Source organism: Rhodococcus sp. P3_B8 (assembly GCF_056402775.1).
Map to the genome: position 1 here is coordinate 1 of NZ_JBFUGT010000160.1, position 14231 is coordinate 14231.

The following is a 14231-nucleotide window of genomic DNA, read 5'->3' on the forward strand; positions in this document are numbered from 1 at the left end:
CGCACCTCGTCCGCGTCCAGACCGTCGGGAAGGACATGGTCGGACATCACAGCACTCCTGTCAGTTGGGGTTCGAGAAGCTCGAGTTCGCCGTCGCGCAGACGCACGTGCGTGCTGCGGCGCCACTCGTCGGACGTCTGCGGGTAGTCGCTGCGGGTGTGGCATCCACGACTTTCGGTCCGCGCCGCGGCGGCGAGTACCAGTGCGGACGCCGTCAGGGTCAGCGCGGCGTCTTCGAGCGCGGTCTCACCCTCGGGCACCGTGCGCGTCGCGCCGGCCAGGGCGGCGGCCACCGCCTCGAGTCCGGTGCCGTCCCGGACGACGGAGGCGTTGGCGGTCATCAACTGCTGCACCAGTTCCCGCGGTGCGGACGGCCGGGCACGCCGCTCGGGGTCGGTTGCCTCGACGCGGAGGCCGGCGCGTTCGACGCCCGCGGCGCCGACCCGCTCGCCGACCACCAGGCCTTCGAGAAGACTGTTGGAGGCCAGCCGGTTCGCTCCGTGCAGCCCGGTGCGGGCCACCTCGCCCGCGGCGTAGAGGCCGGGGACGGCGGTGCGCCCGTCGACGTCGGTGACCACTCCGCCGCACGAGTAGTGCGCGGCGGGCGCGACCGGGATCAGCTGTTCGCGCGGGTCGATCCCGGCTTCCAGGCACGAGGCCGTCACGGTCGGGAACCGCTGCGCGAAGCCGGACAGGTGACGCGCGTCGAGGTAGACGTGGTCGTGACCCAGTTCCCGAAGCCTCGACGCGATCGCCCGCGACACGACGTCGCGGGGGGCGAGGTCGCCGCGCGGATGCACACCCGCGGTCACCGATTCGCCGTTGGCGTCGACGAGGATCGCCCCCTCGCCGCGGACGGCCTCGCTGATCAGCGGACGCCGTCCGAGACCGCCGGGGGTGAACAGGACGGTCGGGTGGAACTGCACGAACTCGAGATCGGCGACGGCCGCGCCTGCGTCCAGCGCGAGAGCGACGCCGTCGGCGGTGGCTCCGGGCGGATTGGTGCTGCAGGCGTACAGCTGCCCGAGTCCGCCGGTGGCCAGGAGGACGGCCGGTGTGTGAACGACGCCGAGTCCGCGCGGCGAATCCACGAGAACGCCGGTGACGCCGCGCGCATCGGTGAGTACCCGTACGGCGCAACTGTCGAACAGGACCGGAAGCCCGGCGGCACCCAGGGCGCGCTGCACCTCGGCGCCCGTGGCGTCCCCGCCGGCGTGAATGATCCGCCGGGTGCTGTGCCCGCCCTCGCGGGTGCGCGAGACGGCGCCGTCGCGGCCGCGGTCGAACACCGCGCCCAGATCGGTCAACGCGGCCACGGCATCACGGCCGCCCGCGACGATCGACCGCACGGCGTCCTCGTCGCACAGGCCCACCCCGGCCTCGCACGTGTCGGCGACATGCGAGTCCACCGAATCGGTGACGGCGTCACCCACCACCGCGATACCGCCCTGCGCATACTGCGTCGCCGTGTCCGTCGCCCCGCCCTTGCTGACGGTGAGCACGGTCAGTCCGCGCAGCGAGGCGGTGCGGGCGGCCGTCAGTCCGGCCACCCCACCGCCCACGACCACGAGGTCGGCGTGCTCTTCCCAGGAAATCCCCCGGGCCGGGCTGCTCACTCGCCGCCGCCCGGGTTTCCGATCTCGATCATGCGCTGCACCGACTTGCGGGCACGCTCCGCGGTCGCGAGATCGACGTGAACCTCGTCCTTGCCCTCGAGCAGGCAGCGGAGCAGGGCCGCGGGGGTGATCATCTTCATGTACGGGCAGGACGCGCGGTCGTTGACGGCCTGGAAGTCGACCTCCGGCGCGGCCTTGCGCAGCTGGTGCAGCATTCCGACCTCGGTGGCCACGAGAACCTGCTTGGCCCCGGTCGCGCGGGCGGCGTCGAGCATCCCGCCCGTCGACAGGATCTTCACCTTGTCCTCGGGCACGAACCCTTCACCGGCCAGGTAGAGAGCCGAGGTGGCGCAGCCGCATTCGGGGTGCACGAACAGTTCGGCACCGGGGTGCGCCTTGGCCTGCGCGGTGAGCTCGTCGCCGTTGATGCCGGCGTGGACGTGGCACTCACCCGCCCAGATCTGCATGTTCTTGCGGCCGGTGACGCGCTTGACGTGTGCGCCGAGGAACTGGTCGGGAAGGAACAGGACCTCACGGTCGGGGTCGATCGACGCGACCACGTCGACGGCGTTGGACGACGTGCAGCAGATGTCCGTCAGACCCTTCACCTCGGCGGTCGTGTTGACGTACGACACGACGACGGCGTCGGGGAACTCCGCCTTCCACTCCCGCAGCTGATCGGCGTTGATCGAGTCGGCCAGCGAGCAGCCGGCGCGCTCGTCCGGGATCAGCACCGTCTTGGCGGGGCTGAGGATCTTCGCGGTCTCGGCCATGAAGTGCACGCCGCAGAACACGATGGTGTCCTCGGGGGCCTCGGCCGCGATGCGCGAGAGCGCGAGGGAGTCGCCGACGTGGTCGGCCACGTCCTGGATGGCGGGCAACTGATAGTTGTGCGCGAGGAGGGTCGCTCCCCGCTCACGCGCCAGCCGTTTGATCTCGGCAGCCCACTCTTCGCTCGCCTCGACGCCCGCGTAACCGCCGGGACCGTCCTGAATCTGCGGGTTGGTACCCGCCCACAACGTCGTGGTCGTCATGGCTTGCTCCTTCACCGTGAACTCGGGCGGGCTGGCCCGAATTTCCGCAATCGAGGTTTTCGACTTAGGATCGAAAACATGCCCAATAGTAACACCACGCATGAAGTGCTTACCGCGGTGTTCCAGGTTCGCCACTTCCCGGACCACATCACCGCAGGTCAAGGCGGTGATGCGCGTCACGCCGGTGAGCTCGCCGTGCTGCTGTGGCAACGGGCCCTCGATCCGCAGGCGGGCGCCTGGTCCCTGCCCGGCGGACTGCTCCACGAGGACGAGGACCTCACCACGTCCGCGCGACGCCAGCTGGCCGAGAAGGTGGACGTGCAGGAGGTCTCCCACCTCGAGCAGCTGTCGGTGTTCAGCGACCCCTATCGTGTGCCCGGCCCGCGCACCATCGCGTCGACCTTCCTCGGGCTCGTCCCCCTTCCCGCCGACCCGCAGCTGCCGCCGGACACCGCGTGGCACCCGGTGTCCGCGCTCCCCGAGACGGCGTTCGACCACGGCACCGTCGTCCGGCACGCCCGGACCCGCCTCGCGGCCAAGCTTTCCTACACCAACATCGCGTTCGGATTGGCCCCCGACGAGTTCTCCATGTCGACGCTGCGCGAGATCTACTGCGCCGCACTCGGGTACCAGGTGGACGCGACCAACCTCCAGCGCGTCCTCGGGCGACGTGGAGTGCTGACTCCCACCGGGAACACGGCGCCGTCGGGCCGCGCCGGTGGGCGCCCGGCCGCGCTCTACCGGTTCACCGACTCCACGCTGCGGGTGACGGACGAGTTCGCGGCGCTTCGACCGCCGAGCTGACCCTGCGCGTCAGGCGGCCTCACGCCTGGGCGAGACCACGCCAGAACGTGTCCGACGCGGCGGTGACGACTTCGTCCACCGGCGCGCCGTCGAGCATCCCGCCTGCGGCGAGGGTGGCGATCCCGTGGAACGTCGCGAACGCGACGAGGGCGATGCGCGAAGCGTCCCCGGGTCCGATGTCGCCCGCGGCCTGGGCTTCGGTGACGATCCGGACCGTCAGGTCCATCGAGGCGTGGCCGGCCTCCACGACCCGGGAGGCGGCTCCGGGCGCGTGCTTGTTGCCGTACATCAGGGCCAGCAACTCCCGGTGTGCGAGTGCGAAGCTCACGTAGGCGCCGGCGAGCGCGGCGAAGCGGGCCCGGGCGTGCGGTTCCGCCTCCTCGACCGCGAGTTCGAGGGCGGCCGTGAGGCGCAGGAAACCGGACTCCGCGAGTGCGTCGAGCAGCGCCTGTCGGTCGCGGAAGTGCTTGCTGGGTGCAGCGTGGCTGACCCCGGCCTCGCGGGCGAGCTGCCGCAGGGAGAGTCCGTCGACGCCGTCCTTCTCGAGCGTGCTCTCGGCGCGCGCGAGCAGCACCCGGCGAAGACTCCCGTGGTGGTAGGGCTGTTCGGCGACGGGCATGCCGCCAGCCTAGCAAGATGTTGTCATTGACTACATAGATGGCAGTGACTACATTCGAAGGACACCCACCGCCAGGAGCAGACATGTCCTTCGACGTATCCGGAACCACCGTSCTCATCACCGGCGCCAGCGCGGGCCTCGGTGTCGAATTCGCTCGCCGGTTCGCCCGGCGGGGTGCAGATCTCGTCCTCGTCGCCCGCCGCGCCGACCGGCTCGAACAACTCGCCACCGAACTCCGCGCCGCGCACCACGTGTCGGTCACCGTGCTCCCGTTCGACCTCGCGACACCAGGCGCCGGGGAGCGGTTGCGCGGCGAACTCACCGCCCGCGACATCCGCGTCGACTCACTGATCAACAACGCGGGATTCGGGACGCACGGAGATTTCGCGTCCGCCGACCTCGAGCGCCTCACCTCCGAGATCCAGCTCAACGTCACCACCCTCGTCGAGCTGTCGCACACATTCCTGCCCGACCTGCTCCGGGGACGCGGCGCACTCGTGAACGTGGCGAGCACCGCCGCGTTCCAGCCGACTCCCGGCATGGCCGTCTACGGGGCGACCAAGGCGTTCGTCCTCAATTTCACGGAGGCGTTGTGGGCCGAGGCGCGAGGCACCGGCCTCACCGTGCTCGCCGTCTGCCCGGGCCCCACCCGCACCGAGTTCTTCGACGTCGTCGGCTCCGAGGACGCCGCCGTCGGCCGGATGCAGACCGCGGATCAGGTGGTGTCGACAGCCCTGCGCGCCCTGGACCGGCGCAGCACCCCGCCGAGCGTCGTCTCCGGGCTGATGAACTGGGTGTCGTCGGTCAGCACCCGATTCGCGACTCGCCGCATCGGCGCTCTCGCCAGCGGGCGCCTCCTCGGGGACGTGCGGATGCGGACGTCGGTCACGAGGTAAGCGTCGCGTCGCGCTCTTCCGGCTCGTCGAGTTCGACCGGGGGACCACTGACGCCGAGATCGTCGTACGGATTGAGCGCGGCGAGCACCAACGTCACGACGCAGGCGACGAGGGGCTGGAAGATCAGCACCAGCAAGGTCCCGATCCCTGGCGCGACCGCCACGACCGTGCCGGCGGTCGAGGTGTCGGGGTCGGGAAACCGCAGCGCCGCCACGCCGATTCCACCGAGCGCCATCACCCCGGCCCCGACGACACTGCCCGCGAGAACCGCGCCCAGCGCCACCGGGCCGCGACTCGTCCGCGCCGTCCACGCCGCGACCGCGGTGAGAATGCCGACCACCAGGCCCGCGCAGGCGAACATCCCGATCGCGTCGAACCGGTGCACGCTCTCCCCTGTCAGCGACACCCCGCGGTCGGGGGCGACGACCAGCAGGTGCTCGGGCGGTGCGAGGACTCCCCACAGCACCCCGGCGAGCGCGCTCGCCACCACCGTCCCGCAGAAGATTCCGGCGGCAGATCGAAGCCTGAAGCGCGGGAGCGTGGTCACCCGTCCGACGCTACCGCCGTCCGCCGTAGATCGAGTCGAACACACCGTGGCGGGAACATTTCGCCCACCAGCCGTCCGGGCTGATCTGCACCACCATCCGGCGGCCGCACGCCTCGCAGAAGCGGGGCGGCTCCAGCCCCAACTGCGCGGCGGTGGGCACGGCGTCGTCCACACCGGCCACCACGCGGCGGCCGGTGTACGGGTTGTAGCGCTCCTCGGGGGCGTCGACCCGGCCCTCGAGGCCGTCGGGGCGGTCGCCCATGGTCGCCTCTGCCATGATCGTCACAGGGTGTCGTTCAGGGCCTTGATCGGCATCTGCAGATCGACGAGCAGGTCGAGATCCTGTTCGGCCGGGCGGCCGAGGGTCGTGAGGTAGTTGCCGACGATGACGGCGTTGATGCCGCCGAGGATGCCCTGCTTGGCCCCGAGGTCGCCGAGCGTGATCTCGCGCCCGCCCGCGAAGCGGAGGATGGTGCGGGGCAGCGCGAGGCGGAACGCGGCCACCGACTTGAGGGCCTCGCTCGCGGGCAGGACCTCGAGGTCGCCGAACGGGGTTCCGGGACGCGGGTTGAGGAAGTTCAGCGGCACCTCGTCGGGTTCGAGTTCGGCGAGGTTGGCCGCGAACTCGGCGCGCTGCTCGAGGCTCTCCCCCATGCCGAGGATGCCGCCGCAGCACACCTCCATGCCCGCCTCGCGCACCATGCGGAGGGTGTTCCAGCGCTCGTCCCACGTGTGGGTGGTGACGACGTTCGGGAAGTGGGACTTCGACGTCTCCAGGTTGTGGTTGTAGCGGTGCACACCCATCGCGGCGAGCTGGTCGACCTGCTCCTGGGTGAGCATGCCCAGCGAGCAGGCGATCTGGATGTCGACCTCGTTGCGGATCGCCTCGATGCCGGCAGCGACCTGGGCGAGCAGCCGCTCGTCGGGGCCGCGGACGGCGGCGACGATGCAGAATTCGCTTGCGCCGGACTTGGCGGTCTGCTTCGCAGCCTCCACGAGCGACGGAATGTCGAGCCACGCCGCACGCACCGGCGACTGGAACAGGCCGGACTGCGAGCAGAAGTGGCAGTCCTCGGGGCAGCCGCCGGTTTTGAGGCTGATGATGCCCTCGACCTCGACCTCGGGACCGCACCACTTCATGCGCACGTCGTGCGCGAGGGCGAGCAGTTCCTCGAGCCGATCGTCGGGAAGTTGCAGGACCTCGAGCACCTGACTCTCGTTCAGCGCGTCACCGCGCTCGAGAACCTGCTCACGCGCGAGGGCGAGGATGTCTGTCTGTACCGGGGCCGATGTCACACGTATCTCCTGGAAAACGGGCCGATCACGTGCCGTGAATCGACGGAACCGAAAAATTGAACACCGTACAAGTTGAACGGTGTTCACGTTAGATCCGTGGTGGAATACTGTCAAAGCCGGGCGGGCTTTTCGACGAGATTGGGAGATCACACAGTGCAGTTGCGACGCGGCGACGTACTCGACGGCGCAATGGCCATCCTCGACGAGTTCGGCCTCGCCGACCTCACGATGCGGAGGCTCGCGACGGCTCTCGGCGTGCAGCCGGGCGCCCTGTACTGGCATTTCCCCAACAAGCAGACCCTGCTCGGGGCGCTCGCCGACAAGATTCTCGAAGACGTCGACGCCCCGGTCACGGCCCCCGACTGGGACGCGGAATTCACCGAACTGGCCCATCGACTCCGCACCGCACTGCTCGCTCACCGCGACGGCGCCGAACTGGTCTCCGCCACGTACGCGTCGCGCATGACCAACTCCCGGGTCCGGGAAAGCTTCGCAGCAGTCGGCCTGCGATCCGGACTGTCCCGCGAACACGCGGAACTGTCGTCGTACTCGCTGCTGTACTACGTCCTCGGCCACACGGTCGACGAGCAGTCGCGGGCGCAGATGGAGTCGGCAGGCGCCCTCACCCGGGCCGCCCTCTCCCCCGACGCCCCACAGTCTCCGATCGCGGCGTACGACGAGGACCTCCTCGACGGCGATCCGGCGGTCCGGTTCGACTTCGGCCTGTCGCTGTTCGTCGACGGAATTCGCGCACGCTTGAAAGACTCCGCCCACCGCCCCTGAGCGCGCACAATTGAGTCGACGCCGCGTCGGCCACTCGAGGACCGCGCGGCGCCTCCGACGGCCCAGGGACGGACGCGATGACGTCTTCACTCGGCCGCCGCACCGGAACGGTTCTCGCGGCGGCACTCGCACTGTCGCTCCTCGGCGCGCCCACCCCCTCGGCGGCACAGACCGCAGGCGGCGATCCGGGTGCGGTCGTCGCCGCGACGCCGGTGGCACCGGACGCGCGGCCGCCGGGCGKCGCCGACGCCACGTACGTCACCTACTGGACGACGGGGCCGATGGACGAACCCGCGCTCAGCACCGGCGCGGTTCTCCTGCCCCCCGGCGCGGCGCCACCCGGCGGGTGGCCCGTCGTGTCCTGGGCCCACGGCACGGTCGGTATCGCCGACAAGTGTGCGCCGACGGTGACGGGAAAACTCGTCGGACCGTACGTCCAGCACTGGCTCGACCAGGGATACGCCGTCGTCGCAACGGATTACGTCGGCCTCGGCACACCGGGTGTGCACCCGTACCTGGACGGCCCGACGGAGGCGCACAGCGTGATCGACATGGTGCGCGCGGCGCGGACCGTCACGCCGTCCCTGTCGAACCGGTGGGTCGCCCTCGGTCAGTCGCAAGGCGGCCATGCCGCTCTCGTCGCCGCGTCGATGGCCACCACGTACGCACCCGAACTCGACTTCCGCGGCACCGTCGCCACCGGCGCCCCGTCCAATCTGGAGAATCTCGCGCCGCTCGTCGGCCCGGGTTTCCCGGACGTGCCCCTCACCGGGAGCACGGTGTTCGTGGCGTACGCGCTCGCCGGATTGCGGGCGTCGCGGCCCGACCTCGACGTCGACAGCTACCTCACACCGCTCGGCGTCGACGTCCTGAATCGCGTCGAATCGCTCTGCTACGAGGAGGCGGCCCCGCAACTCGACGGCATCTCGATCGGCCAGTTGATGTCCCGTCCCCTCGACGACCCGGTGGTGCTGGCAGCGCTACGCACCACGCTGGGCGTGCCCGTGCGGGGCTACGACCGGCCGCTGTTCATCGGGCAGGGCCTGTTCGACGACGTCGTCCCGATTCCTCTTGCCTGGAAACTGACGGCGGACCTCGCCGCGAACGGGCAGCAGTTCGTGTTCCGGACGTATCCGACCGGCCATCTCTACACGATGCCGGCGTCCCTGCCCGACACCACTCCGTTCGTCCGAAGCCTGTTCGGCTAGCAAAATTCACTGGTAAGACCACTTGACCTCTTACCTATTGCCACCCTAGTGTCGTGGTCATGATGTTCGAGCCGATCGCGCGGAAATCCGCCTCCACCGAAGTCTTCGACCAGATCACCGCGCGTGTGCTGGGCGGCGACCTCGCCGCCGGTGACGCCCTGCCGAGCGAACGACGCCTGGCCGAAGCCTTCGGGGTGTCCCGGCCCGCGGTCCGGGAAGCGATCCAGAAGCTGGCCCAGGCCGGACTCGTCGACGTCCGGCAGGGCGACGCCACCTCGGTCCGCGACTTCCGCCAGCACGGCGGACCCGAACTGCTGTCCCAGCTGCTCGTCCGCGACGGCGTCCCCGATTGGGCGGTGGTGCGCAGCGTTCTCGAGGCCCGGCGGATGATCGGCGTGCAGGTCGCCCGGCTCGCCGCCGGCCGGGCCACCGACGAGTCGGGTGCCGCTCTCCGCGACGCCGTGGATCGTCTCGCCTCCGACAGCGACCCGGTCGCGCAGCAGGTCGGCGCCCTGGCCTTCTGGGAGCGTGTTGTCGACACGGCCGATTCAATCGCATTCCGGCTCATCTTCAACAGCCTCCGCAACGCGTATGAACCGACCATGACGGCGATGGCCGCAGTCATGGTCGCGGAAGTCGGACGCACCGACCTATACCACCAGCTGGCCGAGGCGATCACCGCCCACGACGAAGTCGCCGCGGCACAGACCGCCACCACACTCCTCGACCTCGGCACGGCCGCCGTCACGGCCGTGATCGACGCACTGCACCAGAACGATTCGGAGAAGGACACATGACCACGAAACCTTCCGCAGATCGCCGCCAACGCAGGTCGATCGCCCTCCGCGACGCCGCAGACCAGTTCCGCCGACACCCGTCCCCGTGGATGATCGGCGGCATGCTGGTCGCCGCGGTGGCCGCCCGCCTGATCGTCGGCGACTGGCAGCCGACCGACGCCGTGCTTCCGCTGGTGATGCTGGCCGTGTTCCCGTTCGCCGAATGGGTCATCCACGTCTGCATCCTGCACTGGAAACCCCGAAAGGTCCTTGGCCTGACCGTCGATTCGCTGCTCGCCCGGAAGCATCGCGAGCATCACGTCGACCCCCGGGACGTACCGCTGGTCTTCATCCCGTGGCAGACGTTGACGTGGCTGATTCCCGTTCTCGTGGCCCTCTCGCTGCTCGCGTTCCCGCGCATCGGACTCGGACTGACGTTCCTGGTGGTGCTGAGCATTCTGGGCATCCTCTACGAATGGACGCACTACCTCATCCACAGCGACTACAAGCCGAACTCCCGCCTGTACCGTGCGATCTGGCGCAACCACCGCCATCACCACTACAAGAACGAGCACTACTGGTTCACCGTCACCACCTCGGGAACCGCCGACCGGATCCTGGGCACCGACCCGGACCCCGAATCGGTCGAGAAGTCGCCCACCGCACGCAACCTCCACGCCGTGCGCTGACGCACCCGTGAGTACTTGTCAACGTCGGGCGGTTAATAAGTACTCACGGGTGCCGGAGGCGCTAACCGCGGCGAAAGAGCTTGTTGCCCAACCAGACGATGGGGTCGTACCGTCGATCGACCACCCGCTCCTTCATCGGAATGATGGCGTTGTCGGTGATCTTTATCCCCTCGGGGCACACCTCGGTGCAGCACTTGGTGATGTTGCAGAGCCCGAGGCCGAACTCTTCCTGCGCCGCGTCACGACGGTCGGCCGTGTCGAGTGGATGCATCTCCAGTTCGGCGACGCGGATGAAGAAGCGGGGGCCGGAGAACGCCGGCTTGTTGTCGTCGTGGTCACGGATGACGTGACAGGTGTTCTGGCAGAGGAAGCACTCGATGCACTTGCGGAATTCCTGCGACCGTTCGACGTCGACCTGCTGCATCCGATACTCGCCCGGCCCGAGCCCCGGGGGCGGGGTGAACGACGGGATCTCCCGCGCCTTCGCGTAGTTGAACGACACGTCGGTGACGAGATCCCGGATGACCGGGAACGCCCGCAACGGCGTGACCGACACCACCTCGTCTTCCGTGAACGTCGACATCCGCGTCATGCACAGCAGCCGTGGCTGGCCGTTGATCTCCGCGGAACACGATCCGCATTTGCCCGCCTTGCAGTTCCATCGCACCGCCAGGTCCGGGGTCTGCGTCGCCTGCAACCGGTGGATGATGTCGAGCACCACCTCACCTTCGTTGACGGGAATGGAGTAGTCCTGGAGGGCGCCGCCGTCCGCGTCGCCGCGCCAGACCCGGAACTGCGCGTCGTAACCCATCTCAGGCCTTCCTTCCCGGGTGTCCCGCGAGTTCGGCGTCGGTGTAGTACTTGGCGAGTTCGTCGATGTCGAAGAGCTCCAACAGCTCTGCGCGCATCGGGAGCTGGAGCTCGCGGGTGACGGTGACGTCCGGCACCACCGAATCGGGATGTGCGGACATGTCGCCGACCACGCTGCACACCAGCAGGGTGTTGCGCCACTCCGCCTCCATGCTCGGGTGGTCGTCGCGGGTGTGCCCGCCGCGACTTTCCGTGCGCAGCAGCGCCGCCTGGGCCACGCATTCGCTGACCAGCACCATGTTCCGCAGGTCGACGGCGAGGTGCCATCCCGGGTTGAACTGGCGGTGCCCCTCCACCTCCACGCCCCCGATGCGGCCCTTGATCTCGGTGAGCTTCTCCAGGGCACGGACGATCTCGTCTTCCTTCCGGATGATGCCGACGAGGTCGTTCATGGTCTGCTGCAGTTCGGTGTGCAGCGTGTACGGGTTCTCGGTGGCGCCACCCTCCCCGACCGCGGGATCGAACGGCGACAACAACATCCGCGCCGCCGCATCGACGGCGTCCGCGGACACGACCGGCCGGCCCTGCAGCGACTTCACGTACTCCGCCGCCCCCAGTCCGGCGCGGCGCCCGAACACCAGGAGGTCGGACAACGAGTTGCCGCCGAGCCGGTTGGAACCGTGCATCCCGCCCGAGCACTCCCCCGCGGCGAACAGCCCCGCGACGCTGGACGATCCGCTGTCGGGGTCGACTTCGATGCCCCCCATCACGTAGTGGCAGGTGGGCCCGACCTCCATCTGCTCCTTGGTGATGTCGACGTCGGCGAGTTCCTTGAACTGGTGGTACATCGAGGGCAGCCGCCGAACGATCTCGTCAGCGGGCATCCGTGAGGCGATGTCGAGGTACACGCCGCCGTGCGGGGTCTGCCGTCCGGCCTTGACCTCGGAATTGATCGCCCGGGCCACCTCGTCGCGGGGCAGGAGATCCGGTGTGCGGCGGTTGTTGTCGGAATCCTTGTACCAGCCGTCGGCCTCTTCCTCGGTCTCCGCGTACTGCCCTTTGAAGACCGGCGGGATGTACGAGAACATGAACCGCTCGCCCTCGGAGTTCTTCAGGACCCCGCCGTCACCGCGGACGCCTTCCGTCACGAGGATGCCCTTGACGCTGGGCGGCCACACCATGCCGGTGGGGTGGAACTGCACGAACTCCATGTTGATGAGGTTGGCGCCCGCGCGCAGGGCGAGGGCGTGACCGTCGCCGGTGTACTCCCACGAATTCGACGTCACCTTGAACGACTTGCCGATCCCGCCGGTGGCCATCACGACGGCGGGGGCCTCGAACAGGACGAAACGTCCACTCTCGCGCCAGTATCCGAACGCACCCGAGATCCGGTCGCCGTCCTTGGTCAGCTCGGAGATGGTGCACTCGGCGAAGATCTTGATCCGGGCCTCGTAGTCTCCGGTGGCGGCGAAATCCTCCTGCTGCAGCGACACGATCTTTTGCTGCATGGTGCGGATCAGTTCGAGCCCGGTGCGGTCACCGACGTGGGCGAGCCGCGGATACGTGTGACCGCCGAAGTTACGCTGGCTGATCCGGCCGTCGGGGGTCCGGTCGAACAGGGCCCCGTACGTCTCGAGTTCCCACACCCGGTCGGGAGCCTCGCGGGCGTGCAGTTCGGCCATTCGCCAGTTGTTGAGGAACTTGCCGCCGCGCATCGTGTCCTGGAAATGGGTCTGCCACGTGTCCTTCTCGTTGGCGTTTCCCATCGCGGCGGCGCAGCCACCCTCCGCCATGACCGTGTGCGCCTTGCCGAACAGCGACTTGCAGACGACGGCGACGGACAGGCCCTGTTCCCGGGCCTCGATGACCGCTCGCAGTCCGGCGCCGCCGGCACCGATGACCACGACGTCGTACTGGTGCCGTTCGACTTCCGTCATTCCACTCCCTCTTCGATGAAGTCAGTTGATGAGGCGCAGGTCGGAGATGGTCCCGCTCGCCACGAGCATCACGTAGAAGTCGGTGATGATCAGTGTGGCGAGGGTGGTCCAGGCGAGCTGCATGTGCCGGGTGTTCAGTGTGCTGACCCAGGTCCAGAGCCGGTACCGGATCGGGTGCTGGGAGAAGTGGGTGAGCCTGCCGCCCATGACGTGCCTGCAGGAATGGCAGGAGACGGTGTACGCCCAGAGCAGGATCACGTTGCAGACCATGATGAGTGTGCCGAGCCCGATTCCGAATCCGCCGTCGGCGCCGTGGAACGCGCGGATCGCGTCGTACGTGTTGATCAGCGAGACGACGAGTGCGACGTAGAAGAAGTAGCGGTGTGCGTTCTGGACGATCAGCGGCAGGCGCGTCTCACCCGTGTAGGTGCTATGGGGTTCCGCGACCGCGCACGCGGGCGGCGAGAACCACACCGACCGGTAGTAGGCCTTGCGGTAGTAGTAGCAGGTGAGCCGGAAGCCGAGCAGGAACGGCAGCACCAGGAACCCGAGCGGGATGATCATCGGCAACTCGCCGATGGGTGTCCCGAAGTCGCTCGAACCGGGCACACACGAATCGCTCAGGCACGGCGAGTAGAACKGCGTCAGGTAGTGGTAGTCCTCGACGAAGTACGCGGTGCGGACCCACGAGCGGACCGATGCGTACACCACGAAGACGGACAGGCCGAGCACCGTCAGCAGCGGGGCCAGCCACCACCGGTCGGTGCGGAGCGTGCGTTCCGCGATCCGGGCACGCGTCGGCGCCCCCACACCGGCACTTTCGGAATCCTTCGGCGGCGCGCTCATCCGCGCTCGTAGTGGAGCCCGCCCAGCCCCTCGTCATCGATACCGAGCCACATCGACGCGTCGTACGGGGTGTCCGACACCTTGATTCGCTCCACCGGTTCGCGGTGGACGACGTTCGGTGGCGAAGAGTCGAGTTCCCGCGCGTCGATCTCGAGCCGCTCCAGATCGTTGCTCAGTCGCCGCACGGATGCGGCGTCGCCGTACATCGATCGTAACGAACCGACAGCGCGCCGAAGGCGGTCGATGGTGCGATTCAATTCGAGCATTTCGGAGGTCGACATGTGACCCCTCCCAACCCAGCCGGATGTAGCCGTGACATGAATCACACTACCGATATTCGGAGGGGACGGTGCCGCTTTCGGAACCTCGGA

At 68.7% G+C, this 14231-nt stretch carries 16 protein-coding genes; 6 read left to right on the top strand and 10 right to left on the bottom strand.

The window, feature by feature from the left end; translation table 11 throughout:
* Nucleotides 1–46: 46 nt before the first annotated feature.
* Together AC1D1G_RS30340 and nadA are read right to left on the bottom strand one after the other, a co-directional pair.
* Nucleotides 47–1615, bottom strand: a complete 1569-nt coding sequence (locus AC1D1G_RS30340; protein WP_317567702.1) for an L-aspartate oxidase — start codon at nt 1613–1615, stop codon at nt 47–49.
* Nucleotides 1612–2649 (bottom strand): quinolinate synthase NadA, encoded by a 1038-nt coding sequence (gene nadA / locus AC1D1G_RS30345; RefSeq protein ID WP_005247541.1) that lies wholly within the window; start codon nt 2647–2649, stop codon nt 1612–1614. The genes AC1D1G_RS30340 and nadA overlap by 4 nt, the downstream gene beginning before the upstream one ends.
* Nucleotides 2650–2727: 78 nt before the next feature.
* Here nadA and AC1D1G_RS30350 point away from each other — a divergent pair, with 78 nt between their 5' ends.
* Nucleotides 2728–3453, top strand: a complete 726-nt coding sequence (locus tag AC1D1G_RS30350) for an NUDIX hydrolase (RefSeq protein ID WP_283352537.1) — start codon at nt 2728–2730, stop codon at nt 3451–3453.
* A 19-nt stretch (nt 3454–3472) separates the two neighbouring features.
* Here AC1D1G_RS30350 and AC1D1G_RS30355 read toward each other — a convergent pair whose 3' ends face one another.
* Nucleotides 3473–4072 (bottom strand): TetR/AcrR family transcriptional regulator, encoded by a 600-nt coding sequence (locus AC1D1G_RS30355; protein ID WP_283352538.1) that lies wholly within the window; start codon nt 4070–4072, stop codon nt 3473–3475.
* Between the two features lie 83 nt (nt 4073–4155).
* On the opposite strand from AC1D1G_RS30355, the gene AC1D1G_RS30360 reads away from it, so the two are divergent.
* Complete coding sequence (locus AC1D1G_RS30360) at nt 4156–4968, top strand: SDR family NAD(P)-dependent oxidoreductase (RefSeq protein WP_280782526.1); 813 nt, start codon at nt 4156–4158, stop codon at nt 4966–4968.
* Here AC1D1G_RS30360 and AC1D1G_RS30365 read toward each other — a convergent pair.
* The 3 genes from AC1D1G_RS30365 to bioB are packed head-to-tail and all read right to left on the bottom strand — an operon-like array spanning nt 4958 to nt 6811.
* Entirely contained in the window at nt 4958–5515 is a 558-nt protein-coding gene (locus AC1D1G_RS30365) for a DUF2567 domain-containing protein (RefSeq protein ID WP_280782527.1), read from the bottom strand. The genes AC1D1G_RS30360 and AC1D1G_RS30365 overlap by 11 nt on opposite strands.
* A gap of 10 nt (nt 5516–5525) precedes the next feature.
* Entirely contained in the window at nt 5526–5801 is a 276-nt protein-coding gene (gene bsaP / locus AC1D1G_RS30370) for a biotin synthase auxiliary protein BsaP (RefSeq protein ID WP_317567699.1), read from the bottom strand.
* Nucleotides 5798–6811, bottom strand: a complete 1014-nt coding sequence (bioB, locus tag AC1D1G_RS30375; RefSeq protein WP_005260291.1) for a biotin synthase BioB — start codon at nt 6809–6811, stop codon at nt 5798–5800. The genes bsaP and bioB overlap by 4 nt, the downstream gene beginning before the upstream one ends.
* Before the next feature lie 153 nt (nt 6812–6964).
* On the opposite strand from bioB, the gene AC1D1G_RS30380 reads away from it, so the two are divergent.
* The 4 genes from AC1D1G_RS30380 (at nt 6965) to AC1D1G_RS30395 (ending at nt 10267) form a co-directional block, all read left to right on the top strand.
* On the top strand, nt 6965–7594 hold the full coding sequence (locus AC1D1G_RS30380; RefSeq protein WP_477954948.1) for a TetR/AcrR family transcriptional regulator C-terminal domain-containing protein: 630 nt from the start codon (nt 6965–6967) through the stop codon (nt 7592–7594).
* 77 nt (nt 7595–7671) lie between these two features.
* The gene (locus AC1D1G_RS30385) at nt 7672–8802 is read left to right on the top strand and encodes a lipase family protein (RefSeq protein WP_477954950.1); all 1131 of its coding nucleotides are present in this window, start codon (nt 7672–7674) and stop codon (nt 8800–8802) included.
* 59 nt (nt 8803–8861) lie between these two features.
* A complete protein-coding gene (locus AC1D1G_RS30390) occupies nt 8862–9599 on the top strand; it encodes a FadR/GntR family transcriptional regulator (protein ID WP_477954952.1) in 738 nt (245 codons plus the stop codon).
* Nucleotides 9596–10267, top strand: a complete 672-nt coding sequence (locus tag AC1D1G_RS30395) for a sterol desaturase family protein (protein WP_283334287.1) — start codon at nt 9596–9598, stop codon at nt 10265–10267. Before AC1D1G_RS30390 ends, AC1D1G_RS30395 begins: the two co-directional genes overlap by 4 nt.
* A 61-nt stretch (nt 10268–10328) precedes the next feature.
* On the opposite strand, the gene AC1D1G_RS30400 is transcribed toward AC1D1G_RS30395, so the two are convergent.
* Genes AC1D1G_RS30400 through AC1D1G_RS30415 form a run of 4 tightly spaced genes read right to left on the bottom strand, consistent with a single transcriptional unit; the run spans nt 10329 to nt 14141 of the window.
* On the bottom strand, nt 10329–11078 hold the full coding sequence (locus AC1D1G_RS30400) for a succinate dehydrogenase/fumarate reductase iron-sulfur subunit (RefSeq protein WP_477954954.1): 750 nt from the start codon (nt 11076–11078) through the stop codon (nt 10329–10331).
* 1 nt (nt 11079) lies between these two features.
* The gene (locus AC1D1G_RS30405; protein WP_477954955.1) at nt 11080–13014 is read right to left on the bottom strand and encodes a fumarate reductase/succinate dehydrogenase flavoprotein subunit; all 1935 of its coding nucleotides are present in this window, start codon (nt 13012–13014) and stop codon (nt 11080–11082) included.
* Between the two features lie 21 nt (nt 13015–13035).
* On the bottom strand, nt 13036–13860 hold the full coding sequence (locus tag AC1D1G_RS30410) for a hypothetical protein (protein ID WP_477954956.1): 825 nt from the start codon (nt 13858–13860) through the stop codon (nt 13036–13038).
* Nucleotides 13857–14141: a hypothetical protein gene (locus tag AC1D1G_RS30415; RefSeq protein ID WP_009473700.1), complete on the bottom strand. Its 285-nt coding sequence runs from the start codon at nt 14139–14141 to the stop codon at nt 13857–13859. The genes AC1D1G_RS30410 and AC1D1G_RS30415 overlap by 4 nt, the downstream gene beginning before the upstream one ends.
* Between the last annotated feature and the right edge of the window lie 90 nt (nt 14142–14231).